General features: G+C 63.8%; 29 protein-coding genes and 1 tRNA gene. 10 read left to right on the top strand and 20 right to left on the bottom strand.

Going from position 1 to position 23,900, the window contains the following annotated elements; all coding sequences use genetic code 11:
• Positions 1-24 precede the first annotated feature (24 nt).
• Positions 25-984, bottom strand: a complete 960-nt coding sequence (locus EB231_RS02995; RefSeq protein WP_172347524.1) for a sugar-binding transcriptional regulator — start codon at positions 982-984, stop codon at positions 25-27.
• 245 nt (positions 985-1,229) lie between these two features.
• Between EB231_RS02995 and EB231_RS02990 the strand changes: the two genes are divergently transcribed.
• Entirely contained in the window at positions 1,230-1,862 is a 633-nt protein-coding gene (locus EB231_RS02990) for an HAD family hydrolase (protein ID WP_172347523.1), read from the top strand.
• On the opposite strand, the gene EB231_RS02985 is transcribed toward EB231_RS02990, so the two are convergent.
• From EB231_RS02985 to ureC, 8 genes are all read right to left on the bottom strand, one after another.
• Positions 1,859-2,626, bottom strand: a complete 768-nt coding sequence (locus tag EB231_RS02985; RefSeq protein ID WP_172347522.1) for a class II aldolase and adducin N-terminal domain-containing protein — start codon at positions 2,624-2,626, stop codon at positions 1,859-1,861. The genes EB231_RS02990 and EB231_RS02985 overlap by 4 nt on opposite strands.
• A gap of 87 nt (positions 2,627-2,713) precedes the next feature.
• Positions 2,714-3,355 carry an urease accessory protein UreG gene (ureG, locus tag EB231_RS02980; RefSeq protein ID WP_056568543.1) on the bottom strand — a complete coding sequence of 214 codons (642 nt, stop codon included), beginning with the start codon at positions 3,353-3,355 and terminating at the stop codon, positions 2,714-2,716.
• On the bottom strand, positions 3,352-3,792 hold the full coding sequence (locus EB231_RS02975) for a DUF3995 domain-containing protein (RefSeq protein WP_172347521.1): 441 nt from the start codon (positions 3,790-3,792) through the stop codon (positions 3,352-3,354). Before EB231_RS02975 ends, ureG begins: the two co-directional genes overlap by 4 nt.
• Entirely contained in the window at positions 3,789-4,460 is a 672-nt protein-coding gene (locus EB231_RS02970) for an urease accessory protein UreF (RefSeq protein ID WP_172347520.1), read from the bottom strand. The genes EB231_RS02975 and EB231_RS02970 overlap by 4 nt, the downstream gene beginning before the upstream one ends.
• Complete coding sequence (gene ureE, locus EB231_RS02965; protein ID WP_172347519.1) at positions 4,453-5,055, bottom strand: urease accessory protein UreE; 603 nt, start codon at positions 5,053-5,055, stop codon at positions 4,453-4,455. The genes EB231_RS02970 and ureE overlap by 8 nt, the downstream gene beginning before the upstream one ends.
• On the bottom strand, positions 5,052-5,657 hold the full coding sequence (locus EB231_RS02960) for a glutathione S-transferase family protein (RefSeq protein ID WP_172347518.1): 606 nt from the start codon (positions 5,655-5,657) through the stop codon (positions 5,052-5,054). The genes ureE and EB231_RS02960 overlap by 4 nt, the downstream gene beginning before the upstream one ends.
• Before the next feature lie 43 nt (positions 5,658-5,700).
• On the bottom strand, positions 5,701-6,294 hold the full coding sequence (locus EB231_RS02955; protein ID WP_172347517.1) for a hypothetical protein: 594 nt from the start codon (positions 6,292-6,294) through the stop codon (positions 5,701-5,703).
• Positions 6,295-6,389: 95 nt separating this feature from the next.
• Positions 6,390-8,102 carry an urease subunit alpha gene (ureC, locus tag EB231_RS02950; RefSeq protein WP_172347516.1) on the bottom strand — a complete coding sequence of 571 codons (1,713 nt, stop codon included), beginning with the start codon at positions 8,100-8,102 and terminating at the stop codon, positions 6,390-6,392.
• A gap of 166 nt (positions 8,103-8,268) precedes the next feature.
• Here ureC and EB231_RS02945 point away from each other — a divergent pair, with 166 nt between their 5' ends.
• Both EB231_RS02945 and EB231_RS02940 read left to right on the top strand, forming a co-directional pair.
• The gene (locus EB231_RS02945; RefSeq protein WP_172347515.1) at positions 8,269-8,658 is read left to right on the top strand and encodes a hypothetical protein; all 390 of its coding nucleotides are present in this window, start codon (positions 8,269-8,271) and stop codon (positions 8,656-8,658) included.
• A gap of 114 nt (positions 8,659-8,772) precedes the next feature.
• The gene (locus EB231_RS02940) at positions 8,773-9,267 is read left to right on the top strand and encodes a hypothetical protein (RefSeq protein ID WP_172347514.1); all 495 of its coding nucleotides are present in this window, start codon (positions 8,773-8,775) and stop codon (positions 9,265-9,267) included.
• 98 nt (positions 9,268-9,365) lie between these two features.
• Here EB231_RS02940 and EB231_RS02935 read toward each other — a convergent pair whose 3' ends face one another.
• Genes EB231_RS02935 through EB231_RS02915 form a run of 5 tightly spaced genes read right to left on the bottom strand, consistent with a single transcriptional unit; the run spans position 9,366 to position 11,728 of the window.
• Complete coding sequence (locus EB231_RS02935; RefSeq protein ID WP_172347513.1) at positions 9,366-9,671, bottom strand: urease subunit beta; 306 nt, start codon at positions 9,669-9,671, stop codon at positions 9,366-9,368.
• 6 nt (positions 9,672-9,677) lie between these two features.
• Positions 9,678-10,265 (bottom strand): HupE/UreJ family protein, encoded by a 588-nt coding sequence (locus EB231_RS02930; protein WP_172347512.1) that lies wholly within the window; start codon positions 10,263-10,265, stop codon positions 9,678-9,680.
• A 34-nt stretch (positions 10,266-10,299) separates the two neighbouring features.
• On the bottom strand, positions 10,300-10,554 hold the full coding sequence (locus EB231_RS02925) for a DUF1272 domain-containing protein (protein ID WP_140770598.1): 255 nt from the start codon (positions 10,552-10,554) through the stop codon (positions 10,300-10,302).
• 15 nt (positions 10,555-10,569) lie between these two features.
• Positions 10,570-10,872: an urease subunit gamma gene (locus EB231_RS02920; protein ID WP_056568583.1), complete on the bottom strand. Its 303-nt coding sequence runs from the start codon at positions 10,870-10,872 to the stop codon at positions 10,570-10,572.
• 13 nt (positions 10,873-10,885) lie between these two features.
• On the bottom strand, positions 10,886-11,728 hold the full coding sequence (locus EB231_RS02915; RefSeq protein WP_172347511.1) for an urease accessory protein UreD: 843 nt from the start codon (positions 11,726-11,728) through the stop codon (positions 10,886-10,888).
• A 202-nt stretch (positions 11,729-11,930) separates the two neighbouring features.
• Here EB231_RS02915 and EB231_RS02910 point away from each other — a divergent pair, with 202 nt between their 5' ends.
• The 3 genes from EB231_RS02910 (at position 11,931) to EB231_RS02900 (ending at position 14,280) form a co-directional block, all read left to right on the top strand.
• Entirely contained in the window at positions 11,931-12,185 is a 255-nt protein-coding gene (locus tag EB231_RS02910; RefSeq protein ID WP_056568590.1) for an acyl carrier protein, read from the top strand.
• Positions 12,186-12,189: 4 nt separating this feature from the next.
• Complete coding sequence (locus EB231_RS02905; RefSeq protein WP_172347510.1) at positions 12,190-13,398, top strand: beta-ketoacyl-[acyl-carrier-protein] synthase family protein; 1,209 nt, start codon at positions 12,190-12,192, stop codon at positions 13,396-13,398.
• Positions 13,399-13,575: 177 nt separating this feature from the next.
• A complete protein-coding gene (locus tag EB231_RS02900; RefSeq protein ID WP_172347509.1) occupies positions 13,576-14,280 on the top strand; it encodes a glutathione S-transferase family protein in 705 nt (234 codons plus the stop codon).
• A gap of 49 nt (positions 14,281-14,329) precedes the next feature.
• On the opposite strand, the gene EB231_RS02895 is transcribed toward EB231_RS02900, so the two are convergent.
• From EB231_RS02895 to EB231_RS02880, 5 genes are all read right to left on the bottom strand, one after another.
• Positions 14,330-14,647 (bottom strand): hypothetical protein, encoded by a 318-nt coding sequence (locus tag EB231_RS02895; RefSeq protein WP_172347508.1) that lies wholly within the window; start codon positions 14,645-14,647, stop codon positions 14,330-14,332.
• A gap of 93 nt (positions 14,648-14,740) precedes the next feature.
• The gene (locus EB231_RS02890) at positions 14,741-15,352 is read right to left on the bottom strand and encodes a nucleoside triphosphate hydrolase (protein WP_172347507.1); all 612 of its coding nucleotides are present in this window, start codon (positions 15,350-15,352) and stop codon (positions 14,741-14,743) included.
• Positions 15,353-15,451: 99 nt separating this feature from the next.
• Entirely contained in the window at positions 15,452-16,552 is a 1,101-nt protein-coding gene (locus tag EB231_RS02885) for a hypothetical protein (protein ID WP_172347506.1), read from the bottom strand.
• 83 nt (positions 16,553-16,635) lie between these two features.
• Positions 16,636-16,860: a hypothetical protein gene (locus EB231_RS35055; protein WP_246740865.1), complete on the bottom strand. Its 225-nt coding sequence runs from the start codon at positions 16,858-16,860 to the stop codon at positions 16,636-16,638.
• 161 nt (positions 16,861-17,021) lie between these two features.
• Complete coding sequence (locus tag EB231_RS02880) at positions 17,022-18,449, bottom strand: methyl-accepting chemotaxis protein (RefSeq protein ID WP_246740864.1); 1,428 nt, start codon at positions 18,447-18,449, stop codon at positions 17,022-17,024.
• 205 nt (positions 18,450-18,654) lie between these two features.
• On the opposite strand from EB231_RS02880, the gene EB231_RS02875 reads away from it, so the two are divergent.
• From EB231_RS02875 to EB231_RS02865, 3 genes are all read left to right on the top strand, one after another.
• Positions 18,655-19,548: a D-alanyl-D-alanine carboxypeptidase family protein gene (locus EB231_RS02875; RefSeq protein WP_172347505.1), complete on the top strand. Its 894-nt coding sequence runs from the start codon at positions 18,655-18,657 to the stop codon at positions 19,546-19,548.
• A 349-nt stretch (positions 19,549-19,897) separates the two neighbouring features.
• On the top strand, positions 19,898-20,827 hold the full coding sequence (locus tag EB231_RS02870) for a DUF1003 domain-containing protein (protein ID WP_172347504.1): 930 nt from the start codon (positions 19,898-19,900) through the stop codon (positions 20,825-20,827).
• Positions 20,828-21,103: 276 nt separating this feature from the next.
• A tRNA-Arg gene (locus tag EB231_RS02865) sits at positions 21,104-21,180 on the top strand.
• Positions 21,181-21,923: 743 nt separating this feature from the next.
• Here EB231_RS02865 and EB231_RS02860 read toward each other — a convergent pair.
• Positions 21,924-22,679, bottom strand: a complete 756-nt coding sequence (locus EB231_RS02860) for an SDR family NAD(P)-dependent oxidoreductase (RefSeq protein ID WP_172347503.1) — start codon at positions 22,677-22,679, stop codon at positions 21,924-21,926.
• A gap of 111 nt (positions 22,680-22,790) precedes the next feature.
• Here EB231_RS02860 and EB231_RS02855 point away from each other — a divergent pair, with 111 nt between their 5' ends.
• Complete coding sequence (locus tag EB231_RS02855; protein ID WP_206681930.1) at positions 22,791-23,717, top strand: LysR substrate-binding domain-containing protein; 927 nt, start codon at positions 22,791-22,793, stop codon at positions 23,715-23,717.
• The last annotated feature ends 183 nt before the right edge of the window (positions 23,718-23,900 follow it).

The raw sequence follows: 23,900 nt of genomic DNA, 5'->3' as shown, positions 1-23,900 counted from the left end.
GCAAGCGGCAGCGTGCCCCCGAGGTCAGATACCGGCCAGCAGGGCGGTCGCCGTCCGCTCGTCGGTGATGAGCCCATTGACCAGCCGGCGGTTCACGGCCGCCAGGATACCCGGCAGTTTCCGCTCGCCCATGGCCAGCGCGATGACCAGCGATTTTTCGCGTGACGGCAGCGAGGCCGACGACACCCGGTCGTTGGTAATGCCCTCGATCATGCGGCCTTCCCTGTCGAACACCCAGCCGACGATCTCGGCGATGCCGCCAGCCTTCTGCAGGGCCTTCAACTCGCTTTCGGAAATGAAGCCGTCCTCGTAAAGCGGCGCCTTGGGGCCGAGGTCGCCAATACCGATGAAGGTGACGTCGGCTTCCGCCGCAAGCGCCAGTGTCGGCTGGATCATCGGCTGGTTAAGCAGCATCTCGCGCTCCTGCGGCGAGGAGGCGATGACCGGCAGCGGCATCGGGAAGGAGCGCGCCTTGACCCTGTCGGCCATGGTGAAGATGACGTTGTAGAAGGCTGCCGAGCCGTCAGGCGAGATGTTGCCGGTCAAGGACACCACCTTGTGCTGCGGGCATTCCATGGGCGGCAATTGCTCGATCGCCGCCTTCAGCGTGCGTCCGGTGCCGATCCCCATGACGATCGGTGTCGGTGACCGCAGCCGCCGCTCGATCTCGGCGGCCGCCGCCTCGGCGATGCCGATGGTTGTGGAGGACGAATTGGGATCGCTCGGCACCACCTCGACCAGATCGAGCGCGAAGCGGGATCTCAGCCGTGCGGCGAGGTCCAGGCAGTTGGCGATCGGATGATCGACGCGAACCTTGATCAAGCCTTCCGACACCGCCAGCGACACCAGCCGCTGCGCCGTCTGCCGCGAAATGCCGAGCGTGGCGGCAATCTGGTCCTGTGTGTTGCCGGCGACATAATAGAGCCAACCGGCGCGCGCCGCGTCGTCCAGCCTGTTGCTGCCACCATCCTGCCGGCTATTCACGTCCTGCCTCCCGAAACCGCTGCTCACAGGAGCGGTCCGCTCCCAGTTTCGCAGGGAACGGCTTCCTGCGCAATTGTCAATCGCAAGGGCAATTGCCTGCCCTTGCGCGACAGGGATTTTCCCGTCGGCGATGTTGCGATGCGGAAAGCAGGGTGGCGTCGGGTCCGGTCGCGGCCAGCTTCTGTGATCCCGAAGGTTTATCTCTCGGCGCAAACCCTTTAAGGGGATCGCAAAAGGAGCTCTGCATGACACCGAAGGCGGTTTTCTGGGACATGGATGGCACGCTGGTCGACAGCGAGCCGCTGCACGAGGCAGCCCTTGTGGCGGCAATGCGCAATGTCGGCCTCACGCCGCCATCCGACCTGCATGAGCGTGTCCTCGGCGTTGCCGCCTGGCCGGTCTATGAAATGATGCGCGACGAGTTCGGCCTGGACTTGGCCTTCGACGACTGGATCGTGCGTAAATACGACCATTACCTGCCGCTGGTCGAGGGCTTGCGGCCGCGCCCCGGCGCGATCGAAGTCTTCAATGAATTGCGGGCGCTTGGCGTTCAGCAAGCGGTGGTCTCCAATTCCGACAGGCTGATCGTCGATGCCAACCTGCGCGCCGTCGGCCTCTTCTATCCCGGCATGAAGACGATCAGCCGCAACGACGTGCGCGAAGGCAAGCCGCATGCCGAACCCTTCCTGCGCGCGGCCTATCTGGCCGATGTCGATCCCGCTCACGCGGTCGCGGTCGACGACAGCTGGCCGGGCACCATGGCGGGGCTGGCGGCGGGCATGAAGACGATCTTCTGGCCGGAAAAGCCGATGGAAGGACCGCCCGGCGCCATCGTCATCAATAGCGCCGAGGAATTGCGGGCTCAGCTCGGGCTCTAATTCCGGTAAACCGGCTCTTCCTCGTCGAGGATCGCCTTCAACTCGCTGAGATGGCGCTCGGCCTGGCCGGGATAATCATCCATCTCGCTGGCCGCCTTCTCGGCGATGGCGTCGGACAGCGTGCGCAGCGGGCGGCCGGTCCACAGCGCCTTGATATAGGTCTCGGCGGCGCGTTCGAAATAGAACATGCGGTTGAAGGCGTCGGCGACCGTGTCACCGATCACCAGCACGCCGTGATTGCCCATCACCATCACCTTGACCTTGGGATCGGTGAGAAGCTGCGAGCAGCGCTCGCCCTCTTCCTCGAAGGCCAAGCCGCCATAATGCGCATCGACGACATGGCGGTTGAAGAACATCGCCGAATTCTGGTCGATCGGCGGCAATGTCGAATCGGCCAGCGAGGCCAGCACCGTGGCATGGATCGAATGGACATGCATGACGCAGCGCGCATGCGGCACGTTGCGGTGGATGGCGCCGTGCAGGCCCCAGGCCGTCGGATCCGGTGCATTGGGGCCTGACAACGTGTTCGGATCGTTGGCGTCGATCATCAACAGGTCGCTCGCCTTGATGCGCGAGAAATGCACCTGGTTGGGGTTCATCAGGAACTGCGTGCCGTTCTCGTTGACCGCCAGCGAGAAATGATTGGCCACCGCCTCATGCATGTTGAGCCGCGCCGTCCAGCGAAAGGCACAGGCGAGATCCACGCGCTCCTCATAGAAGGGCAGGTTGGTCAGCGTTTCCTTCTGCAGGCGGGCGATGCTCATCGAAAATCCTCCGGTTTTGGCCAGAATGCCGTGATCGACGGCTGCTCGCAACGGGTTTTGGTTGGTGCAGGGAGAGGCGGATAGCTGTCAGGCCGCTGTGCTGGCGGCGGTGCCGGTCCTCAGCCCGCCATGCTCGACGATGAAATCGATGACCTCCTGCAACCCCTTGCCGCGTGACAGGTCGGTGAAGCCGAACGGACGCTTGCCGCGCATGCGGCCGGCGTCGCTCTCCATGACGTCGAGGTTGACGTTCACATAGGGCGCCAGATCGCTCTTGTTGATGATCAGGAAGTCCGAGCGGGTGATCGCCGGTCCGCCCTTGCGCGGAATTTCCTCGCCCTGGCAGACCGAGATGACATAGAGCGTCAGGTCCGCGAGGTCCGGCGAGAAGGTGGCGGCAAGGTTGTCGCCGCCGGATTCGATGAAGATGATGTCGAGATCTGGGAATTTGCGGTTGAGCTCGGCGATGGCCTGCAAATTGATCGATGCGTCCTCGCGAATGGCGGTATGCGGGCAGCCGCCGGTCTCGACGCCGACGATGCGCTCCTCGGGCAGCGCCTGCAGCCGGGCCAGCATCATGGCATCTTCCCTGGTGTAGATGTCATTGGTGACCACGGCGATGGAGAATTCGTCGCGCAGCGCCTTGCAGAGTTTTTCGGTGAGCGTCGTCTTGCCGGAGCCGACGGGGCCGCCAATGCCGATGCGAAGAGGACCGTTGGCTTGAGTCATGTCGGGAACTCCATGATGGCAAGGATGGCGAAGCCAAGCCCGATCAACAGGCAAAGCGGCGAATAGTACTGGACATCGAGCCGGGCGAAAGGCTGCTCGGGCGCCAGCCGCCGCCACCACGGCGTGAAGCCGGCAATGCCGCGACCCAGGAACACCAGGCCGATGAGCAGCGAAGTGGCGGCGAGGCCCTCTTTCGGGAAGGGCGAGGCAAAGAAGCCGATCAGCGCCAGCGGCCAGAGCGTCGCCAGGCCGAGACAGGCGGCAACGGCGAAACTGGCGAAGGGCGTGGGCATTTCGTCGACACCGCGAAAGCCAACGACGGCGCGGGCGCAGGAGGCTGCGTCTCTGCCCGGCCAGACGCCGCCAATGCCCCAATAGACATGCAGCGCCGTGATCAGCAGCAGGACGAAGGACAGCGCGAAGGCAAGCACGATCATGAGCGGAACAGCCGCGAATACTGGGTTTCGTGCTTCATCGCCATGACGTCGGAGACGAAGGCGCAGCCGCCGAGATCATCCAATGTCGAGCGCGACGCGCGGCCGGCGGTCGCGAGCGCCAGCGGCTCGAAGCCGGCCAACAGCGTGGTGGCCTCGCTCTGGCCGACGACACCGAGCCTGATCGCCGCCTGGACAAGATTGGAGAAGAAGGCCTGCAGGAAGGCGGACAGCGCATCCTGCAGCGCAATGCCATTGCCGCCGGCAATGGCGCCGACTGCGACACAGTAGGCGCATTCGGCCGGCAAGCGCCCCAGCACCGGATTGGGCCATGCGGCGGCGGCCTTGAGGAAGGCGGCACCCTGCAGCATGGTCTCGGTGTGGCGTTCCCGCGAGCCGGCGAGCGCCTCGGCCAGTGCAGCCACTTCGCCGAAATCGCCTGCCTTGCGGGCGCGGCGCCAGCTCTCGGAAAACAGCACGGCATCGTTCCAGCCCGAGCCCATCTCGATCAGTGTTTCCAGGCAGCCGGCAAGGCCGGCGGCATCGGCAACCAGGCCATCATGCACCGCGCGCTCGAGACCATGGCTGTAGGCAAAGCCGCCAACCGGAAAGGCCGGCGACAGCCACGCCATCAGCCGCAGCAAGGCGATGTTCGAAGGTTGGTCAGTCATGGTCGTGGTGATGACCGTCGTGGGAATGGCCGTGCGAATGGGAATGCGTGTCGCCATGTGAATGGGAATGCGCTTCCGCATGGCTGTGGGCATGTGCATGGCCGTGATCGTGACTGTGCACGCCGCCATGGCCCGAATAGGCGCCGCGAACCGGCTTGAACGGCTCGGAAACCTCGCGCACCGTGGCGCCAAGCCCTTCAAGCATCGCCTTGATGACATGGTCGCGCAGGATGACGATGCGATCCGCCTCGATGCCCGCCGCGAGATGGCGGTTGCCGATGTGCCAGGCAAGCTCGGTCAGATGCACACCGTCGCGGGCGCGGATGTCATAGACCTCTTCCGGTGCGGCAACGATCTCGACATGGCGGCCATCCTCGAGCACCAGCCGGTCGCCATCGTTCAGGGCAACCGGCTCGGGCAGGTCGACCAGCACCTTGCTACCATCGGACAGTTCGATGGCGCGGCGGCGCAGATGCCGTTCGTCATGGGCAAGAACCGTACGGCCGGACGGCGCTGTGGTCCCGGCCTCACCGGCGCGCACCACCGAGACGGCACGCGGGAATTTGGTGAAATCGGTGTTGAGGTTGAGCTTCATTTCATGGCTCCGCCATTGGCTTGCGCCCGCGCGCGGGCAGGGCGCGAAAGCACCCGGTTGAAATAGGCGTTGACGCGCTCGGACTCGATCGGGAATTTTCCAGCCCGGGCCCAGCCGCCCATATCACCGAGCAGCACGTCGACGGCGGAAAATCGGTCGCCGAGCGCAAACGTTTTGTCGCCAAGCCGGCGGTCCAGCGCCTTGGCTTCCGAGGCGAAATCATAGGCCGCGGCGGGGCCGACATCGACCCGTACTTCCCTGGGCAGCAGGAAGCGGTGGCGCAATTTGTTCCACAGCGGCGCCTCGAACTCGCTCTGGGCAAAATGCATCCAGGAATCCATCTCGGCACGGCCGGCGACACCTGGATTGGCGCCCATGCCCTTGTCGGCGTGCTTGTCGGCCAGGTAGACGCAGATCGCCGCCGAATCCGTCACTGTCAGCTCGCCGTCGATGAGGACCGGCACCTTGCCCGACGGGTTGAGCGCATAGGCTTCCGGCGAGCGCAATTTGACCTCGACGAATTCATAGGGCTGCCCGAGTTCCTCGAGCATCCAGAGGACGCGGCTGACCCGGGATCCGCGCGATCCGACGGCCTTGTACATGAGAAACCTGCCTTTCCCAGCAAGCCTAGAGCATTCGCAGTCGTCATACGATCGTGTCGAAGAGCCGCAGGATGAACGATATCTGATAGATCAGCGCCGCCGCGACAAAGGCGGTGTGAAAGCGACGGTCGCGCAGCAGGATCGCGGCAATGCAAAGTGCGACGAAGATCGGCGTGCGGAACAGATATTCATTGCCGAAATGGGCGAAATGCTCCGGCCCTTTCAGCAACGTGTCGATCACGTCCAGCAGATAGGTCGCGGCCAGCAGGCCGAAGAACCAGGCGCGGCGCGAATAGAAGAAATCCTCGTAGCTTGTGTAGTCCAGCATCGAATCCGGAAACAGCAGCGCGCAGAGCAGGAACAGCGTGATCGCGTAGAAGATGATGAAAAGGTATTTGCCGAAGGTCCATGCCTCGATGGCGTAGAGGCCGAACTCCCACCACCAGAAATGCACCAGCATCAGAAGCACCGAGGCGACCCAAGCCAGATGCACGGGATAGAGCCGGTACTGGCCGGGGTGCTGGATAATACGGGCCACCCCCGACAGCAGGCGGGTGACACCAAGTCCGATCACCATGCCCATGACGATGCGGATGTGCGGGAAGATGTCGTGGGCGGAGGCTATTTCGGTGGCCATGGCAAGTCATGCGGTTTCATTGAGCCGCATATTGCGGTGTCACGGCACGTGCCGCAATGGGTTTCCCGCCAGTCGGCCCGGTCGCCGATCTAGCATCAGAACAGGAAATACCGTTGCGCCATCGGCAGCACCGTTGCCGGCTCGCAAGTGAGCAATTCGCCGTCGGCGCGGACCTCGTAGGTTTCGGGGTCGACCTCGACGTGCGGCGTGGCGTCGTTGAGCACCATCGAGTGCTTGCCGATGCCGCCGCGGGTGTTTTCCACGGCGACGAACTGCTTGTCGACGCCAAGCCTGCCATGCAGGCCGGACTCGAGTGCGGCTTTCGAAACGAAGGTCACGGACGAGTTGGTCCTGGCCTTGCCATAGGCGCCGAACATCGGCCGGTAGTGCATCGGTTGCGGTGTCGGGATCGAGGCGTTGGGGTCGCCCATCGGGGCTGCGGCGATCATGCCGCCGATCAGCACCATGTCCGGCTTGACGCCGAAGAAGGCTGGGTTCCACAGCACAAGGTCGGCGCGTTTGCCGACGGCGATCGAGCCGATCTCTTTCGACAGCCCATGCGCGATGGCCGGGTTGATCGTGTATTTGGCGATGTAGCGGCGGACGCGGAAATTGTCGTTGTTGCCGGTCTCTTGCGGCAGCGAACCGCGCTGCCTCTTCATCTTGTCGGCGGTCTGCCAGGTGCGGATCGCCACTTCGCCGACGCGGCCCATGGCCTGGCTGTCGGACGAGATGATCGAGAAGGCGCCGATATCGTGCAGGATGTCCTCGGCCGCGATCGTCTCCTTGCGGATGCGGCTTTCGGCAAAGGCGATGTCCTCGGGGATCGACGGCGACAGATGATGGCAGACCATCAGCATGTCGAGATGCTCGGCCAGCGTGTTGACGGTGTAAGGCCTGGTCGGGTTGGTCGAGGACGGGATCACGTTGGGCAGGCCGCAGACCTTGATGATGTCGGGTGCATGGCCGCCGCCGGCACCCTCGGTGTGGAAGGCGTGGATGGTGCGGCCCTTGATCGCCGCGACCGTGTTCTCGACGAAGCCGGATTCGTTGAGCGTGTCGGTGTGGATCATCACCTGCACGTCGTGCTCGTCGGCGACCGACAGGCAACAGTCGATCGCCGCCGGCGTCGTGCCCCAGTCTTCATGCAGCTTCAGCGAGCAGGCGCCGCCCAGCACCATTTCCTCCAATGCCGCCGGCAACGACGCGTTGCCCTTGCCAGACAGGCCGATATTCATCGGGAATGCATCGAAAGACTGGATCATGCGCGCCATGTGCCACGGCCCCGGCGTGCAGGTGGTGGCCAGCGTGCCATGCGCCGGGCCGGTGCCGCCGCCGAGCATGGTGGTGATGCCGCTCATCAGCGCTTCCTCGATCTGCTGCGGACAGATGAAGTGGATATGCGCGTCGAAGCCGCCCGGTGTCAGGATCTTGCCCTCGCCGGCGATGATTTCCGTGCCCGGGCCGATGATGATGGTGACGCCATCCTGCGTGTCCGGATTGCCGGCCTTGCCGATCGCGGCGATGCGGCCGTCTTTCAGGCCGATATCGGCCTTGAGGATGCCGGCGCTGGCATCGACCACCAAGGCGTTGGTGATGACGGTGTCGACCGCGCCCTGCGCCCGCGACACCTGGCTCTGGCCCATGCCGTCGCGAATGACCTTGCCGCCGCCGAATTTTACTTCTTCACCGTGAATGGTGAGGTCCTTTTCAACCTCGATGAAGAGTTCGGTGTCGGCCAGCCTGACCCTGTCGCCGACGGTCGGGCCATACATCTGGGCATAGGTGGAACGCGAGATTCTAGCCATCAGAGATTGCTCCCGAAATGCGGAATGGTTGGGGCCGGGTGCACATTGACGCCGTCCAATGGTCACGCAATGACCCGCTGGGCGACACCTTCTGATCCCATTTGGCGGTTGAGGTGAGCGGGTCACCCCAAAACGACCGTTTGCCAAATCGATGGAAGGAAAATCCATGCGCAAAACGATAGTTCTTGCAGCCGCCGCCAGCCTGATGCTGGCCGGTGCCGCCAGTGCCCAGCAGCAACCCGCGCAACAGCCCGCTCCAGCCACGCCTGCCCCCAAGGCGACCACTCCCGCCCCCGGCGGTCAGCAGGCCGCGCCGGCGATCCAGAGCGTCAACATCGTCGACATTACCGAACTGCCGAAGGACGCCCAGACGCAGGTCAATCAGGTGATCGCCCAGCGCGGCGATGCCGGCCTGCAGAAACTGCGCAGCTCGATCGACGCCACACCCAAGGTGAAGTCCGCCCTCCAAGCAAAGGGAATGACCTCGGCGCAGGTGGTCGCGGCCAGCATGGAGCCCAACGGCGCGCTGACCCTGATTACCAAGAAGGCCAGCTGACGGCCTGGCTCGGCGGGCCGACATTCGGTCCGCCGGCCGCATCATGAGGGGAACCCTGGCAGGGCTGGAGTCGTTTCGTTTCCTGAGTGCTGGAACAAACTGCGAAAGCGAACGATGACCGTCACCACCTTGCCCGATGGCCGATGGCTGTATGCCGTAGCGGCGACTGCGTTTCTGGCAGCGAGCTTTCCTCAGTCCGCGCTGAACGCGCAGGGTCTCGAAAGCCCGGAGACCGTCGATCGGATCGTCGGCTCGCAAGTCAGCGCGGAAGAGGCCAACACCACCGCTGAAATCGGCAAAGTCACCTCGGCGATCGACCGCACGCGTGAAAACATCAGCACGGTGCGCAAGACCTCCAAGCTCGACAAGGTCGATATCGTGTTCCTGACCGACGCGGCACGCAGCGAAGGCGGCCCGCCGGCGGTTATCGAGAACAAGGTCCGGCAGCATCGAGACGATGTCGCGGAACTGCGCAAGGAGATCGAGGCCAACGCTTTGCTCTACAACGCCATCGATTCGCGGCGCGTGCTCACGCAGGACATTCTGGCCGTCGAGTTCGACAATCCAGGAAAGATCGTCATCTATGCGGCTGCCAAGCCGTCGGACTAGAGCAATTCCAGGAAAAGTGTGAAGCGGTTTTCCCGGGAAAAGCGCATGGCGCTTCCCCTTGGGACTCTGTGCGCGCCGCGCGTGAGACGCCACAAAACTCACAGCTTGCCCATCACCTTCTGCTGGAATCCATAGACCTCGCGTTTGCCGCCAAGCGGCACCAGCGTGACGTCACGCTCCTGGCCTGGCTCGAAGCGCATGGCGGTGCCGGCGGCAATGTCGAGACGCATGCCGCGCGCCTGTTCGCGGTCGAATTTCAGCCCTTCATTGGTTTCGAAGAAATGATAGTGGCTGCCGACCTGGATCGGCCGGTCGCCAGCGTTGGCGACTTTCAAGGTGACGGTCGGCAGACCCTTGTTGAGCTCGATGTCGCCTTGGGCGGGGATGATTTCGCCAGGGATCATTGGACTTCACACGACGCCGAAGGCGAGGCCGACGCCGATCGCCGCGCAGGCAGCGCCCGCGACGCGGGCCAGACCGCGGAACCTCAGGCCAAGGCTCAGACCGGCGGCGATGCCGACGGCATGGAGCATCACGGTGGCGATGGCAAAGCCGGCCATGTACTCGAGCCCGCCGGCATTTTCAGGCACTTCCGTGCCATGAGCGTGGCCGTGGAACAGCGCGAACAGGCCGATAATGGCGACGCCCGCCGAGACGGGCAGATCGACCGCCAGCGCCACCAGCAGTCCGAGCGCCACGACGGAGGCCAGTATGCCCGGCTCGACGAAGGGCATCGGCACATGCGCCATGCCAAGGGCGGCGCCGCTCAGCATGACGCCGACAAAGGCGGCCGGCCACGCCCAGATCGCTCTGCCGCCCTTGAGTGCCGCCCACAGGCCAACGGCGATCATCACGGTCATGTGGTCGAGGCCGGACAAGGGATGCCCGAAGCCTGCCGTGAAGGACGACGTCGTACCGACGCCGACATGGGCGTAGGCGGGCATTGCCGCCGCCAGAAACAGGATCGCCGAGAGGGACAGTCGTTTTGCAGGGATCATTTCGATTTGCCTTCCGTTTCCAGGGTCGAGGTGTTCACGCCGCCTTGCGAGGACCGCAGCCCTCGGCCTTGAGGACGCGTTTGGCGGAAGCCGGGTATTTCTTCAGCATCGCCGTCGGGCGGATCGGCCGCGCCGAAAAATTGCCGCTGCAATTGGGGCAGACGCCACCCAGCACGGTTTCCACGCAATCGGCACAGAAGGTGCATTCGAAGGTGCAGATCAGCGCATCCTCGGCTTCGGGCGGCAGGTCCTTGTCGCAGCACTCGCAGTTTGGGCGCAGTTCAAGCATCCCGGTTTCCTCTCCTCACCTGATGGGCTCGTGCACGGTCACCAGCTTGGTGCCGTCGGGAAAGGTCGCTTCCACCTGCACGTCGTGGATCATCTCGGCGATGCCCTCCATCACCTGCGCGCGGGTGACGATATGGGCGCCGGCCTCCATCAATTCGGCGACCGGGCGGCCGTCGCGGGCGCCTTCGACGACGAAGTCGGTGATCAGCGCGATCGCTTCCGGGTGGTTCAGCTTCACGCCGCGCTCCAGCCGCTTGCGTGCCACGATCGCTGCCATGGCGATCAGCAGCTTGTCCTTTTCCCTCGGCGTCAGGTTCATGCAGGTTTCCGAATCACAGTGACCATAATTTGGGCAGCCCCGCCCGTCCGTTGAGCAATCCGACAAGCGGAACCAGCCGCTGGCGCAGTTGGTAGCCGTCCCCGGCGTAAAGCCTCGCAAGAAGCTTGCCAGATGCCTTTACGCTCCAGACACTGGCGCCGCCCTGGTCTCCGACGATCTCGCGGACCGGGTCGAGCAAAGCCTCCGCGCGTGGCGACACCAGCAGCAGCGTTGCCACGGCGATCGCGCCACCTGCAGCCGCCGGACGGGCGAGCGTGGCCGCGATGTCAGGCCCGACGCGGAAATCCTCGCCATGGATGAGAAAGCCATCCTGGCGAACACGCCAGCGGTCACGAAAAATACCCTGCGCGGCGCGTTCGTCCATGGCCAGGCGACCGAAGACGGTGGCCTCCAGCAGCAGCGCCTCCGCCCCGGCGGCAAGCTCGACATCCAACGTGCGGGCGAAGGCTGCCCGGTCGAAGACGATGGTTTCCTGCGGCAGCCAGGCGATGCGGCCGTTTTCGCCGACCGTCAGCTTGACCCGTACCTCTGCATGGTCGGATGCGGCGCGATAGACCTTCTCGCAGGCCTGGGTCGTTATCGACGCCGAGGCAGCCGCGCCGACATCCACATCCCAGCCGATGCGGTCGCCGCCGGTCAGTCCGCCGGCGGTGTTGATCAGCACCGCCTCCAGCGGATCGGCCGAAACGGCCGGCAGCCTTATCTTGGCGGAGCCGTCCTGATAGAGGCGCCGCAGCCGCGTGCGGCCATCGGCGCTGGCGCAGCCCAGTTGTGCCAGGCCGGCGGCGCGCTGGGCCAAAAGGGGCGAAAACTTCGTATATTCGATCGTATCCACGCCGTCAGGTTAAGCACTGCGGCGGTTTTGTCGATATATAGCTTGTTGCTTGATGGCGTTTCCGTTTCTATAGAGGGAGCCACCTCGGTACGGTCAAGCGATGCTTGGCGGGGGTATAAGGCGACGATCGCGGCCTGATATCGAGGACAAGAAGGCGCTGTTCAGTTGGCGTCGGGAAACGACAAAGTGGGGAAGAAACCGAATGGCTGACCAACTGGCAACGGATATCATCGAAAAGATCAAGGCCCATGCCGAGCCTGGCGGCGAGGAAATCACCACCAACACCGAATTGACGGCGCTCGGCATCCATTCGCTGGAGCTGACCGAGATCATCTTCGACCTTGAGGAGGAATATGGCATCGAGATCGAGATGAACACGGTCGATGCCTGGAGCAATCTGAAGAATGTTGGCGACATGGTCGAGGCCGTTCGCGCGCTGATCGCGAAAAAAGCCTAACCGAATGCTGAGACGCGTCGTCATCACCGGCCTTGGCGGGATATGCGGGCTCGGCACCGATGTGCCGGCGATCTGGGGCGAGATGCGCGCCGGCCGCTCGGCGATAGGTCCGATCGACAATCCCTTCCTGCACGACCTGAAGGTGAAAACCGGCTGTGAGATCAAGGCGCTGCCCGATCACGGCATCGAGCGCAAGCAGCTGGTGTCGATGGACCGCTTCAGCCTGCTGGCGGTGCTGGCCGCCCGCGAAGCCCTGAAACAGTCGGGATTGGCTACGCATGCCGACAACACCTATCGCATGGGAACCATTGTCGGTGTCGGCGTCTGCGGCTTCGAGACGGTTGAGGAAAACTATCGCGCCATCCTGATCGAGGGCAAGAATCGCGCCGGCATCTTCACCGTGCCCAGGGTCATGCCGGGCGCGGCCGCGGGCCAGGTCAGCATGCACCTTGGCCTGCGCGGGCCGGTCTTCGGCGTCACTTCGGCCTGTTCGTCGGCCAATCACGCCATCGCCTCGGCGGTCGACCAGATCAGGCTCGGTCGCGCCGACGTCATGGTGGCCGGCGGCACTGATGCGCCGCTGGTCTGGGGCGTGCTCAAGGGCTGGGAGGCATTGCGCGTGCTGTCGCCCGATACCTGCCGGCCGTTTTCGGCCGATCGCCAGGGCTTGGTGCTCGGTGAGGGCGCCGGCATGGCGGTTCTGGAAAGCTACGATCACGCCATGGCGCGCGGCGCGACCATCCTCGCTGAAATCGCGGGCGCCGGTCTGTCCGCCGATGCCTCGGACATCGTTGCTCCAACCATTGAGGGACCGGAAGCGGCAATGCGTTTCTGCCTGGCCGATGCCGGGCTCAATCCCGAGGACATCGACTATCTCAACGCGCACGGCACCGGCACCAAGGCCAACGACCAGATCGAGACCAACGCGATCAAGCGCGTCTTTGGCGAGCATGCGCGCTCGCTGTCGGTCTCATCGACCAAGTCGATGCATGCCCATTGCCTGGGCGCATCGGGCGGACTGGAAATGATCGCCTGCGTCATGGCTATCCGCGAGGGCGTGGTGCCGCCGACCGCGAATTACCGCGAACCCGATCCCGATTGCGATCTCGACGTGACGCCCAATGTCGCGCGCGAGCGCAAGGTGCGCGTCGCGATCAGCAACGGCTTTGCTTTCGGCGGCACCAACGCGGTGCTGGCGTTCAAGGCCATCTGATCCCGGGCGGGTCAGTGCCTGCCCAGGGGGGTGCGCCTTGGCGGCCGATTCGGTTGACTGTCCGTGCATGGCGAAACTGTCTCCGCCATATTGATCCCGCCTGGCCGTGCGCCTAATTCTTGGCCACCCGCCAACGCCGTGCGCCTTTGGCGCAAATCCCCGCTCAGGAGTTTCTCGATGGCCGACCTGTCCGCCTTTCCGATCGCAACCCGTTGGCCGGCCAAGCATCCGGACCGGATCCAGCTTTATTCGGCGACAACGCCGAACGGGGTGAAGGTCTCGATCGCCCTGGAAGAGATCGGCCTGCCCTACGAGCCGCATCTGATCAACATCGGCAAGAACGAAAGCTGGACGCCGGAATTCCTGTCGCTCAATCCCAATGGCAAGATCCCGGCGATCATCGATCCCGACGGTCCGGACGGCAAGCCGATCGGCCTGTTCGAATCCGGCGCCATCCTGCTCTATCTCGCCGAGAAGACCGGCCTGCTCATACCGGCGGACGCAGCGCGACGCTACGAGACGATCCAGTGGGTCTTCTTCCAGATGGCCTCGGTCGGACCGATGTTCGGCCAGGTCGGCTTCTTCCACAAATTCGCCGGCCGCGAGATCGCCGACAAGCGCCCGCTGGAGCGCTACCGCGACGAATCGCGGCGGCTGATCGGTGTGCTCGACGGCCGGCTCAAGGGCCGCAAATGGATCATGGGCAACGACTACACGATCGCCGACATCTCGCTGCTCGGCTGGGTTCGCAACCTGATAGGCTTCTATGACGCGCGCGAACTCGTCGGTTTTGACGATTTCGCCAATGTGGCGGCCTGGCTGGAGCGCGGCCTTGCCCGGCCGGCGGTGCAGAAGGGCCTGACCATTCCCGCAAAGGACTGAAACTGGCCTACAGGGCGATCGCCTTGGCCGCCCGGCGACGCAGTATCTGCTACTTCGCCTTGGCCTTCGAACCGCCCTTGCCGATCACGGAGGCTGCCAGCGAGACGGCACCGCGTGCGGTGGCCACCACCGCACCGGCCGCCACGCTCGCCACGGTCCGGACGGCACTTTGTTTGCCCTTCGCCGCTTTGCGCGGGCTTGGCGTCTTGGTCGCGGCAGGCACGACCTTCCTCGGTGCGGCCTTGCCGAAGGAGGGTTTCGCGTCTTTCGAGCGCTCGGCGATCGCCGCGCCGGCACCGGTTTTCGCTGGGCCGTCCTTTGCCGTCCTGGTCTTGGCGGCTGCGGGTTTTCTTGCCTTGGTTGCCATCGGAAAATCCCTTACGCCCGACAAATGGGTTCCCGGACATAACGGCGCGCAACCCTTAAGGTTCCCGTCCAGAAATACCGAAAATTAAGCGTGTTAACCAATAACCAGATCGGCGGCCCGGCGCCGGGCCAACACGCGTTCGATGTTGGGCATGTCGTTGGAGGCGATCCAGGCGCGCGCATCCTCGTCGGAGCGGCCATGGCCGTGCCAGCGCTCCACCAGGCGCCGCTCGAGTTCATTGCGCGGCACCTCGACGAAGATCGAGAAATCGAACAGCGGCGCCAGCCGTGACCACGGCTCTTCGTCGAGCAGAAGATAGTTGCCTTCGACCAGGATGAATTTCGTCTCGGTACCGACGATCGCCGCCGCGGCGCGCGACAATTCCATGTTGCGGTCGAAGACGGGAATCGCGATGTCGGGTTCGCCGGCCCGGATACGCTTCAGCAGGGCTTCGAAGCCGGAAAAGTCGAATGTTTCCGGCGCCCCCTTTCGCGCACGCAGGCCGCGCGCATTGAGCACGATGTCGTCATAATGGAAGCCATCCATCGGGACGACTTCCACCGCCCCCTCCGGCAACAGGTCATGCAGGCCGGCCGACAATGTGGACTTGCCAGCCCCGGGCGGCCCGGCGATGGCGACGATGAAGCGCTTTGCCTTGCCGGCGCGCTTGAAGATGGTGGCGGCGAGGTGCGCGATTTCGGACATGGGAAGCCTCACTTGCCTGGATGATCGGCACGATGTTTTCCGCCGCATCTTGGCGGCAGTTCACGGAAATTTCAAATCCCGTGATCGCGCGATCCCTGCTCAGGCAGGGACGGGCCGGCCGATGCGCAGGAAATCGCTGTCGAAGGGCACGTTCCAGCTCGATCCGCCCGCGGCAAGCCGCATGCGACCCTCGGCGGCGGTGATCTCCCCTGGCGGGGTGCCGCTGGACAGGGGCATGGCGCCGATGACATGGCGGAACGAAAAGCTTCGACCCTCGCCGAGCGCAAAGGCGGTCGCCACGCCCTCGCGCTTCAGCCAATTGTCGCCAATCGAGGCGGCGTGGCCGACGGCCGTGCGGCCGTCCTCGATGCCGAGCACGCCCAGATGGCGCCCGCTCCAGGGCGCGTAGTCGCGCCCGCCATTGCTGAGCCACAGCATGGTGACCGGCAGTTCGGCCGGGTTCTTCAGCACCAGCACGAGGTCGCCCTCGGCCTGGCGCGCCAGCGCCGTCCAGCCCGGCCCGCCATGATCGGCTTCGACCAGGGTGACGAAATCCTCGCGCCGGTCATCCATGCGGTATTCCGTCAGGTCGAGCGTACCGCCGCCGGCGGCGGGAAACCGGCCGAGCTCGGCCGACCGCGCCGGATAGGCCAGCATGTAGCGGCCGCGCGCGGGATCGGGCTCCAGCGGATCGGCTAATGTCGCGGCAAAGCGCTTCGGCGAAAAGGCCAGCCGTCCGCCGCCTTTCATCACCGTCATCGGGTGATGGGCGACGGAAATCGCGCCGGAGCCGCCGGAAAACACATGTTCCTGGTAGAGGAAGGGATGGCCGTCGATGAGTGTAAAAATCTTGTCGACGCTGGCGCCCATGACCTTGTGCCGCAGCCGGAAGACGGCGCGCCAGCCGTCCTGCGTGGCGTTGCTGTCCACGACATCCCAGGCGCTGTTGGCCGGCCAGCCATGCAGTGGCGCCTCTTCGACATCGCTGCGCGAAAACGGCGCGCAGAGGAAGTCGCCGGACAGGCGAACCGTGCCTTGCGGCAGGTCCTTGGGCAGCGCCTCGCCCGCGTCGACCCAAGGGGCGCGGTGCAGTGGCCGAAGCTGCCTTCCGGCGCTCTCGACGATCATGTCGGCGATGTGGCCGACAGTCAGATCGAGCGAAACCGAAATACCTTTGGCCTTGATCGTGCTGATGGTCATTGCGCTCTCACCGAATCCGAAGCCGCGAACAGAACCCTTTCGGCGCGCGTTGCGCAAGCACTGCGGTCGGCATTTCGCATCAGCTACTGCCGCTTGTACTCCCGCACCGGCGATTTCGTCCCGTCGGTATAGGTCACCTGCACCGACATCGACTTCACACTGTCGGCAACCTTGAAATAGCTCTTGGCGTCGTAGGGGATGGCGTAGGGATCCTTCTTGTCGCAAGGCGGTATCTCGAGCGACTTGTCGAGCGCGGCGCCGTTGAGGCTGTAATGCACCTCCTTGATGGCGCAGCGGTAGGACAGCATCTGGGTGAAATAGACCAGGCCGTGATTGCCGCCGGAGTCGAAGGCGATCCACGACGTCCAGAACTGGTCGAGGATCTGCTTGTCACCTTGCTGCAGTGCCGTGTCCGGGTCGAAGCGGATGTCGAACGGGCCGGTCTCGCGGCCCCTGATGTCGAGATATCTTATCGCGATCGTGGTCGCCGCGGTGCTGTCGGGCAGTTCGAAGCTCGGATTGGCCCCGGCTTGCCGGTGGTCTGGTCGTTCATTGCCAGGAAGCCGGTGTCGGTGAAGGGACCGCTGGTGCCGAGCCGCCAGGAAATCGCGGTCGCCGGCTCGGGCAGCGAAATGGTCATCGACCAGCCCTGATTCGAGCGCATCGGCGTCAGCGAAGGCGCAAAGCGCGTGGGGTCGAGCACGTCGCCTAGTGCCGCCAGCCGGCTGCGGCCGCGGTCCAGCCAGTCGGCCAACTGGGTCTGGTCGACGAAATATTTGAGCAGTCCGCCATCCCTTTCGTAGGAGACGAATTTGGTCAGCGCCTGGGCTTCGCTGCGTTTGTCGGCCAGCGTCTGGCTGCCGAGGCGGTCTTCCGAAAACTCCTGCGCCTTGAGGAAATAGGCCGGCGCGTAGTCGGGATTGGCCGCGATGAAGGCGTTGAGCTTATCGAGGCGCTGGGCATCGTCGAACTGCAATATATGCACCAGCTTGATCGACAGCGCCTTGCCCTTGTCGGCAAGCTGCCCGAACACCTCGCGGGCACCCGCCTTGCCGTCTTGCACCCGAAGCAGCGTGGCAAAGCGCGTATAGGGGTCGATGGCGTCGACGTCGTAGCCGGCAAAGGCGAGGTAGGAGCGCCGGGCATTGAGCATGTCGCCGGACAATTCGTAGACGCGGGCATTGTGGTAGAATTCATCCGGCCGCTTCGGCTCGGCGATCGCCCCGCCTTGCGCCGCCAACTGGGCAAACCCCTTGGCGATGGTGTCGATCGAAGCGGCGATCTGCTCGGTCGTCGCCTGCAGCTTTTCCGCCTGGGCCTGTTGCTGTTGCTGGCCGGCGGCGAGCGCCTCGGTGGTCTGTTTGACCGCTTCGACGGTCTTTTGCGTCTCGGCGCCCTGCTGGGTCTGCTGCTGCTGGGCGGACGCGATCTGGTTGGTCCTCTGTGCAACCGTGTCGGTCGATTTCTTGACCTCTTCGACGGTCTTTTGCGTCTGCGTGACCGTCTGCTCGATCTTCGCCACCTTTTCGGAGACGATGCCCATCGACTGCTGCAGCCGCGAGATCGCCGGCACCAGGCCGGCGATGACGCCGTTCTGCGAATTGGTCTGCTGCTGCACGGCATAGACGCCGCCGGCTACCGCCGCCGCACTGGTGGCGAACACCAGCGCCGGCAGCGCCCTGGCCGCCAGCACCAGCCTGAGCACAATGGCGATGGCGATGATGACCGCCGCGATCGAGGCGACCAGCGCGATATAGGCTGCGAACGGCGCCAGCGGATTGAGGATGTCGGAAACCGCGCCGCCGACAAAGGCGATGCTTCCGGCCCATTTGCCGGTGCGGCTGAGCGATGCCTTGATAAGCGAGGGCGCCGCGCCCCCGGCCCCGATGTTCGTCATGCCACCCCCCAAGCCAGCCGATGCCCACGCCCCTTCCCACGGGAAGCGCGGCGTTGGCAAGGAGAGACAGGAAACGGGCGATTTCGGGGCGGCAGGCCGAACTCGACAATCCTGGGACTATCAGCCATTAACCAAATGGACGCACCAATCGCGTTACGTTAGCTTCGCCTCATCTCAGCAACAGCATCGCCAGAACGTCTTGCCCTTGTCCAAACTGCGTCCCTTTCCGCTCCTCCAGAGACTCTTCGTCGCCCTTGGCCTGTTGCTGATGGTCGCCGGCTGCTCGACCACGACGCCGCCGGATTCCGTGCTGGCCGTGCCCGCGCCGCCGCAGAAATATGCCGCGATCGTCGTCGACGCAAAGACCGGCAAGCAGATGTTCGAGGTCAACTCGACGGCGCAGCGCTATCCGGCTTCGCTGACCAAGATGATGACGCTCTACCTCCTGTTCGAGGCAATGGAATCCGGCCGCGTCACCAAGGAGACGCAGATCCCGGTTTCCGATCATGCCGCCTCGCAGCCGCCGACCAAGATGCGCTTCCGGCGCGGCGAGAGCATCGATGTCGATTCCGCCATCCGCGCCATCGTCGTCAAATCCGCCAATGACGTGGCGGTGGCGGTCGGCGAATATCTTGGCGGCTCGGAGGACCAGTTCGCCGCCATGATGACCTCCAAGGCGCGTTCGCTCGGCATGTCCAGCACCACCTTCCGCAACGCGTCGGGCCTGCCCGACGACGGCCAGATGACGACGGCGCGCGACATGGCGGTGCTGGGCATGGCGCTGCGCCAGCGCTTCCCCCAGCATTTCCACTATTTCTCCGAAAGCGATTTCATGTTCCGCGGCAAGCTCGTGCGCGGCCACAACGACATGCTCGGCCGGGTGCGCGGCGTCGATGGCATCAAGACTGGCTATATCAGGGCTTCCGGCTTCAACATCGTCACCTCCTACAATGCCGACGGCCGCCAGCTGATCGTGGTGGTGATGGGCGCCGACTCAGCTCGCCAGCGCAACGACCATGTCGAGGCGCTTATCCAGCGCAGCCTGTCGCCAACGATGGATTCCACCAAGACCAGGCTGATGTTCGCCGAGCAGCAGTAGGCTAGGAGTGGTCTGGGCGGCGGACGAAAGGCCAATTGCCTGGCTTTTCGAAGGACGAACGCCCGAGCCCGCGAAGTTCCGTCCGCCCCCCGACTTCGTCATCCTCGGGTCTTCGCGACGCCACTCCGCGGCTTCGCCCGTGAATGACGAAGTCGTGAAGCGCCTCGGCCCAGCGAAGGGGCGGCGGCCGCCGCGAAGAACAGCCGCCAAAAACCCGCAGCCGGCTATTGTTGTCACACTGTCATGCAATCGTCTGGAAGCCATGGCATAGGCAGCGCAATCCGACAGTGGATATGCCCCGCCACCTCGGCGTATCTTCCCCATCAGCGCCACAGCAGGAGCCAGCACCATGAGCACCGTTCCCAAGGCATCCGAGCAGAAGGCGCCGGACAATGAGAACGACAGCGGCGGCGAATATTTCGAGGCGCCGATCACGACGGGGGATCTGCACGAGGTTTCGGACGATCATTTCGACACGCCCGAAGTGCCGGACTCCGAACCCGCCGGCCCCGGCTCCTCACGCATAAAGCCGAAGCGGAAGCCGTCGGCGATCTCGGGCCGCAAATTCCGCAAGCGCGACCTGGTGCGCATCGACGATCTGCGCCCGAGCTTGGCCGACCGCATCCGTTCCGACCACCCGGACCTGCCCAAGGGGGCCCGCATCAGCCGCGAGGAGCTCGGCCGCTACCGCATGCGCTACATGGAGGAACTGCTGCAGCAGGAGCACGGCGAATTCTCCGAGCTCGACCGCCAGGTGGTGGAATCGATCGCCAGGCAGGACACGATTTCCGAAAACTCGGAGGAGGAGTTCGAGGAGCATCGCTCTTTTGCCGATCGCGTTTCCGACAACATGGCGGCCTTCGGCGGCAGCTGGTGGTTCCTGATCTCCTTCGCCAGCGTGCTCTTGATCTGGATCGGCATTAACCTGTTCGAGGGCGCCGTCGGCGCCTTCGACCCTTATCCCTTCATCCTGCTCAACCTTCTGCTCTCCTGCATCGCCGCCATCCAGGCGCCCATCATCATGATGAGCCAGAAGCGACAGGAGACCAAGGATCGGCTGCGCTCCTTCAACGACTACCGCGTCAACCTCAAGGCCGAGCTCGAAGTGCGCCACCTGCACGAAAAACTCGACTACCTCATCTCGCGCCAATGGACGCGGCTCGCCGAAATGCAGCAGATGCAGCTCGACGCCATGCACGAACTGACCGGCGCCAAGAAGGCGAAACGGGCCGTGCGCGGGGTGAGACGGCGGACGGCGAAGGGTGAGGCGGGACAGTAGCATTGTCCCGCAGCGGGCGAAAAGCCTTCGCCTCTTCGACTGACCAACGATGGACTCGGATCTAAAGCCCAGTGGACATTTTGAAGGCGATGAACGCCCAAAGGGCAGCGAGCCTGCGAATGACCTGACAGTGCGCGAGCCTGGTCGGCATGTCCAACGCTCGATCTTCGGCGTACCGCCCAATTGGCAATTGCCCGTTGAAGCTCGCGCCGGCTTCCGCTAAGAAGCCGTGACTTGCCGGTTCACCGGTTGGTTCGTTTTCCGGATCACCGGGAAGCACCCGTAGCTCAGCTGGATAGAGCGCTGCCCTCCGAAGGCAGAGGTCACAGGTTCGAATCCTGTCGGGTGCGCCACTTTTATACTGCAAAAACATGTAGTTAGCAAGACCATTTCTCGACAGGAAGAGGTCGGGAAAAACGTCGCGGAAGCACAACGGAAGCAGTCGGCAGGATATTCAGATTAGCTATAGGCCAGACGCTGTCCAGTCAGGCGCCCGTTTCCCGTCAAACAAACTACCGATTGCGGCAATAGCTACTTATGGCCGTGACGATGCTTGGACAACGGCCAGTTTCTATGGGGTTCGAGTCGGGAGAGCGCTACCGCCTTTCCCCCCACTCGGAGAGCATGCGATATCTTCCACAGTGTCGGGCGTGATGGGCGTGTCTCGGTGCTGCACAGACCGACAGGGAATGGGAGAGTCTGGCCCGAAAAGCTATCACGACGCGAACGGCCGCTATGCGCCTCATTTCGGAGGTTCAAGGGCCGAACCCTCATCTCCCAAAAGCTGCCATAGCACTAAGCGAAGTCAATGGCCGAGATTGGTGGGAAATTGACCGTCTGCTTTTGTCAGCACGCCTTGAGAAGCAGACATTTACTCGGGACTGCGAAACGCCTTGCTGGCATTCCGTCTGACAACTGCCGTAGTTGGAGGTTGCAGCCTACCTGGGCTGGTCGCTTTTTGTCATGATATCGCCTGCCCAATGCCTTGGCGTCACGACTACTGTTTGCATGTGGGAGCCTGAGAATGCAATCGACCCGAAGCGACATTGAGGGCAAGCGTCGCTCCGGGCCTGACAAGGGCGCTTGCCCCGTTCTGTCAAACTTGCGCCTGACCACCGTCGACGAAGAACTCGACGCCGTTCACGAAGCTTGCCTCATCCGAAGCGAGGAAAAGAACGGACCTTGCAATCTCCTCGGGTTCACCGACACGCCCGAGCGGGATTCGCGAGCCCAGGAAATTAAGAAGCTCCGTTTGCTTCTCAGCATCGTCACCGGCGAGACCGACGAGACCGGGCGTGCGCGTCGCGCCGGGGCTGACGACGTTGACGCGAATGCGGCGCTCCTTGAGGTCGAGGATCCAGTTGCGGGCAAAGTTGCGCACCGCCGCCTTGCTGGCAGAATAGACACTGAAGGCTGGCGTTCCTTCACTGCCGGCAGTCGAGCCTGTCAGCACGATGGCGCCGCCGTCTTTCAGCAGCGGCAAGGCCTTCTGGACAGTAAAGAGCGTGCCCTTCACGTTCGTGTCGAAGGTGGAGTCGAACTGCTCTTCGGTGATCGCGCCCAGCGGGGCAAACTCGCCGCCACCTGCATTGGCGAAGACGACATCGATCTGCGCGTGGTGCTGCTGCACGGTGTCGTAGAGTCGATCGATGTCCGCAAAGTTTGCCATATCGCCCCGTACACCTGTCGCCTGACCGCCGATCGCCTTGACCGCCGCGTCCAGCGCGTCCTCACGGCGCCCGGTGATGAAGACCGATGCACCCTCTTGCGAGAAGGCCTTGGCAGCCGCGAGACCGATGCCGCTCGTCGCGCCCGTTACCACTACGACTTTGTTCTGGAACCTGTTCGTCATCTTCGTTCTCCATCTCTCGGCGACCTGCTCGCCATTGCCTGGAGAGATAATTCGACAACGATGATGCTTATAGACGGCGGATGTGGCACGTAGCGTTCCATTGGAGGAACGATAATGCGCCACGACCTCAACGACTACGTCTACTTCGCAGAAGTGGTTGCCCATGGCGGGTTCGCAGCTGCTGGCCGGGCGTTACGCGAGCCTAAGTCGAAACTCAGCCGGAGGATCTCAGCGTTGGAGGTCCGCCTCGGCGTGCGCCTGATCGAGCGGTCCAGCCGACGCTTCCGGGTCACCGAAGTGGGGCAAACCTTCTACGAGCGCTGCCGTGTCATGATGCTGGAGGCAGCGCGGGCAGAAGCGCTCGTCGCGGAGGCAAAAGCCGAGCCGCACGGGCGCATCCGCATGAGCTGTCCGCTCAATCTGGTAGAGAAAGTATCCGCCATTGCCAGCGACTTCCTTGCCCAGTTCCCGAAGGTCCAACTACAACTGGTCGTGACGGACAGAGCCATCGACCTTATCGAAGAGCGTGTAGACTTGGCATTGCGCGTCCGCCGCGAACTGACAAGCGACGCTTCCCTCACCATGCGCTCACTCGGCCGCTCACGCTGGATCCTCGTCGCCAGCCCGCAGATGGCGAGCCAGCTCGGTACTGACATCGCCGATCTTGCCTCCATCGCAACGCTCGGCACGAGTGATGCTGAAGGGGAGATCACATGGACGCTCGAGCGTGACGACGGGGCAACTCATGTGCTGCGCCACGAGCCACGCATGACCTGCGCTGACTACGCCGTTGTCTGCGACGCAGCCGCGAGCGGACTGGGAGTCGCTTTTCTGCCGGACCACGCCTGCGCGGCGCAGGTTGCCGCAGGCAAGCTGGTTCGCGTCTTTCGGGACTGGCGGAGCGAGGACGGTATTGTCCATCTCGTCTTCACAACTCGTCGCGGCCTGCCTCCAGCCGTGCGCGCTCTCATAGACCATATGGCGAGAAAGTTTCCCGATCTGCAGGCGCGGGAGGTACCGCAGGCGCTGGGGCGATGAATGTCCGCTTTCAGGATTGGTAAATGATAGTGCGAACGACCGAAATGGGGTCGCATGGAGAACGGCAGCTTATCTCGAATGCCTGCCGAAACCCGACCATCCGGTATCGGCCCCAGAGCTGCCGGGCCACAACGCGCCTGATGTCGGCCGCCGTCTATTATCTTGCCCTTCCTTAAAGCTGAC

Origin of the sequence: Mesorhizobium sp. NZP2298 (assembly GCF_013170825.1) — a bacterium.
Classification (GTDB): Bacteria; Pseudomonadota; Alphaproteobacteria; order Rhizobiales; family Rhizobiaceae; genus Mesorhizobium.
The sequence above is the reverse complement of the archived record's forward strand: the minus strand, read 5'-3'. Positions and strand labels throughout refer to the sequence as shown.

Bases quoted from the DNA above. Each gene is read 5' to 3' on its own strand.
- EB231_RS02900 (WP_172347509.1), top strand. From the start codon at position 13,576: ATGGCCGACCTGTCCGCCTTTCCGATCGCAACCCGTTGGCCGGCCAAG.
- EB231_RS02860 (WP_172347503.1), bottom strand. From the start codon at position 22,679: ATGACGAACAGGTTCCAGAACAAAGTCGTAGTGGTAACGGGCGCGACG.
- EB231_RS02910 (WP_056568590.1), top strand. From the start codon at position 11,931: ATGGCTGACCAACTGGCAACGGATATCATCGAAAAGATCAAGGCCCAT.
- EB231_RS02920 (WP_056568583.1), bottom strand. From the start codon at position 10,872: ATGAACCTGACGCCGAGGGAAAAGGACAAGCTGCTGATCGCCATGGCA.
- EB231_RS02940 (WP_172347514.1), top strand. From the start codon at position 8,773: ATGACCGTCACCACCTTGCCCGATGGCCGATGGCTGTATGCCGTAGCG.
- EB231_RS02930 (WP_172347512.1), bottom strand. From the start codon at position 10,265: ATGATCCCTGCAAAACGACTGTCCCTCTCGGCGATCCTGTTTCTGGCG.
- EB231_RS35055 (WP_246740865.1), bottom strand. From the start codon at position 16,860: ATGCTGTCCTACCGCTGCGCCATCAAGGAGGTGCATTACAGCCTCAAC.
- EB231_RS02990 (WP_172347523.1), top strand. From the start codon at position 1,230: ATGACACCGAAGGCGGTTTTCTGGGACATGGATGGCACGCTGGTCGAC.
- EB231_RS02960 (WP_172347518.1), bottom strand. From the start codon at position 5,657: ATGTACAAGGCCGTCGGATCGCGCGGATCCCGGGTCAGCCGCGTCCTC.
- EB231_RS02955 (WP_172347517.1), bottom strand. From the start codon at position 6,294: ATGGCCACCGAAATAGCCTCCGCCCACGACATCTTCCCGCACATCCGC.
- EB231_RS02890 (WP_172347507.1), bottom strand. From the start codon at position 15,352: ATGTCCGAAATCGCGCACCTCGCCGCCACCATCTTCAAGCGCGCCGGC.
- ureE (WP_172347519.1), bottom strand. From the start codon at position 5,055: ATGAAGCTCAACCTCAACACCGATTTCACCAAATTCCCGCGTGCCGTC.
- EB231_RS02905 (WP_172347510.1), top strand. From the start codon at position 12,190: ATGCTGAGACGCGTCGTCATCACCGGCCTTGGCGGGATATGCGGGCTC.
- EB231_RS02925 (WP_140770598.1), bottom strand. From the start codon at position 10,554: ATGCTTGAACTGCGCCCAAACTGCGAGTGCTGCGACAAGGACCTGCCG.
- EB231_RS02970 (WP_172347520.1), bottom strand. From the start codon at position 4,460: ATGACTGACCAACCTTCGAACATCGCCTTGCTGCGGCTGATGGCGTGG.
- EB231_RS02885 (WP_172347506.1), bottom strand. From the start codon at position 16,552: ATGACCATCAGCACGATCAAGGCCAAAGGTATTTCGGTTTCGCTCGAT.
- ureC (WP_172347516.1), bottom strand. From the start codon at position 8,102: ATGGCTAGAATCTCGCGTTCCACCTATGCCCAGATGTATGGCCCGACC.
- ureG (WP_056568543.1), bottom strand. From the start codon at position 3,355: ATGACTCAAGCCAACGGTCCTCTTCGCATCGGCATTGGCGGCCCCGTC.
- EB231_RS02870 (WP_172347504.1), top strand. From the start codon at position 19,898: ATGAGCACCGTTCCCAAGGCATCCGAGCAGAAGGCGCCGGACAATGAG.
- EB231_RS02975 (WP_172347521.1), bottom strand. From the start codon at position 3,792: ATGATCGTGCTTGCCTTCGCGCTGTCCTTCGTCCTGCTGCTGATCACG.
- EB231_RS02880 (WP_246740864.1), bottom strand. From the start codon at position 18,449: ATGACGAACATCGGGGCCGGGGGCGCGGCGCCCTCGCTTATCAAGGCA.
- EB231_RS02935 (WP_172347513.1), bottom strand. From the start codon at position 9,671: ATGATCCCTGGCGAAATCATCCCCGCCCAAGGCGACATCGAGCTCAAC.
- EB231_RS02945 (WP_172347515.1), top strand. From the start codon at position 8,269: ATGCGCAAAACGATAGTTCTTGCAGCCGCCGCCAGCCTGATGCTGGCC.
- EB231_RS02895 (WP_172347508.1), bottom strand. From the start codon at position 14,647: ATGGCAACCAAGGCAAGAAAACCCGCAGCCGCCAAGACCAGGACGGCA.
- EB231_RS02985 (WP_172347522.1), bottom strand. From the start codon at position 2,626: ATGAGCATCGCCCGCCTGCAGAAGGAAACGCTGACCAACCTGCCCTTC.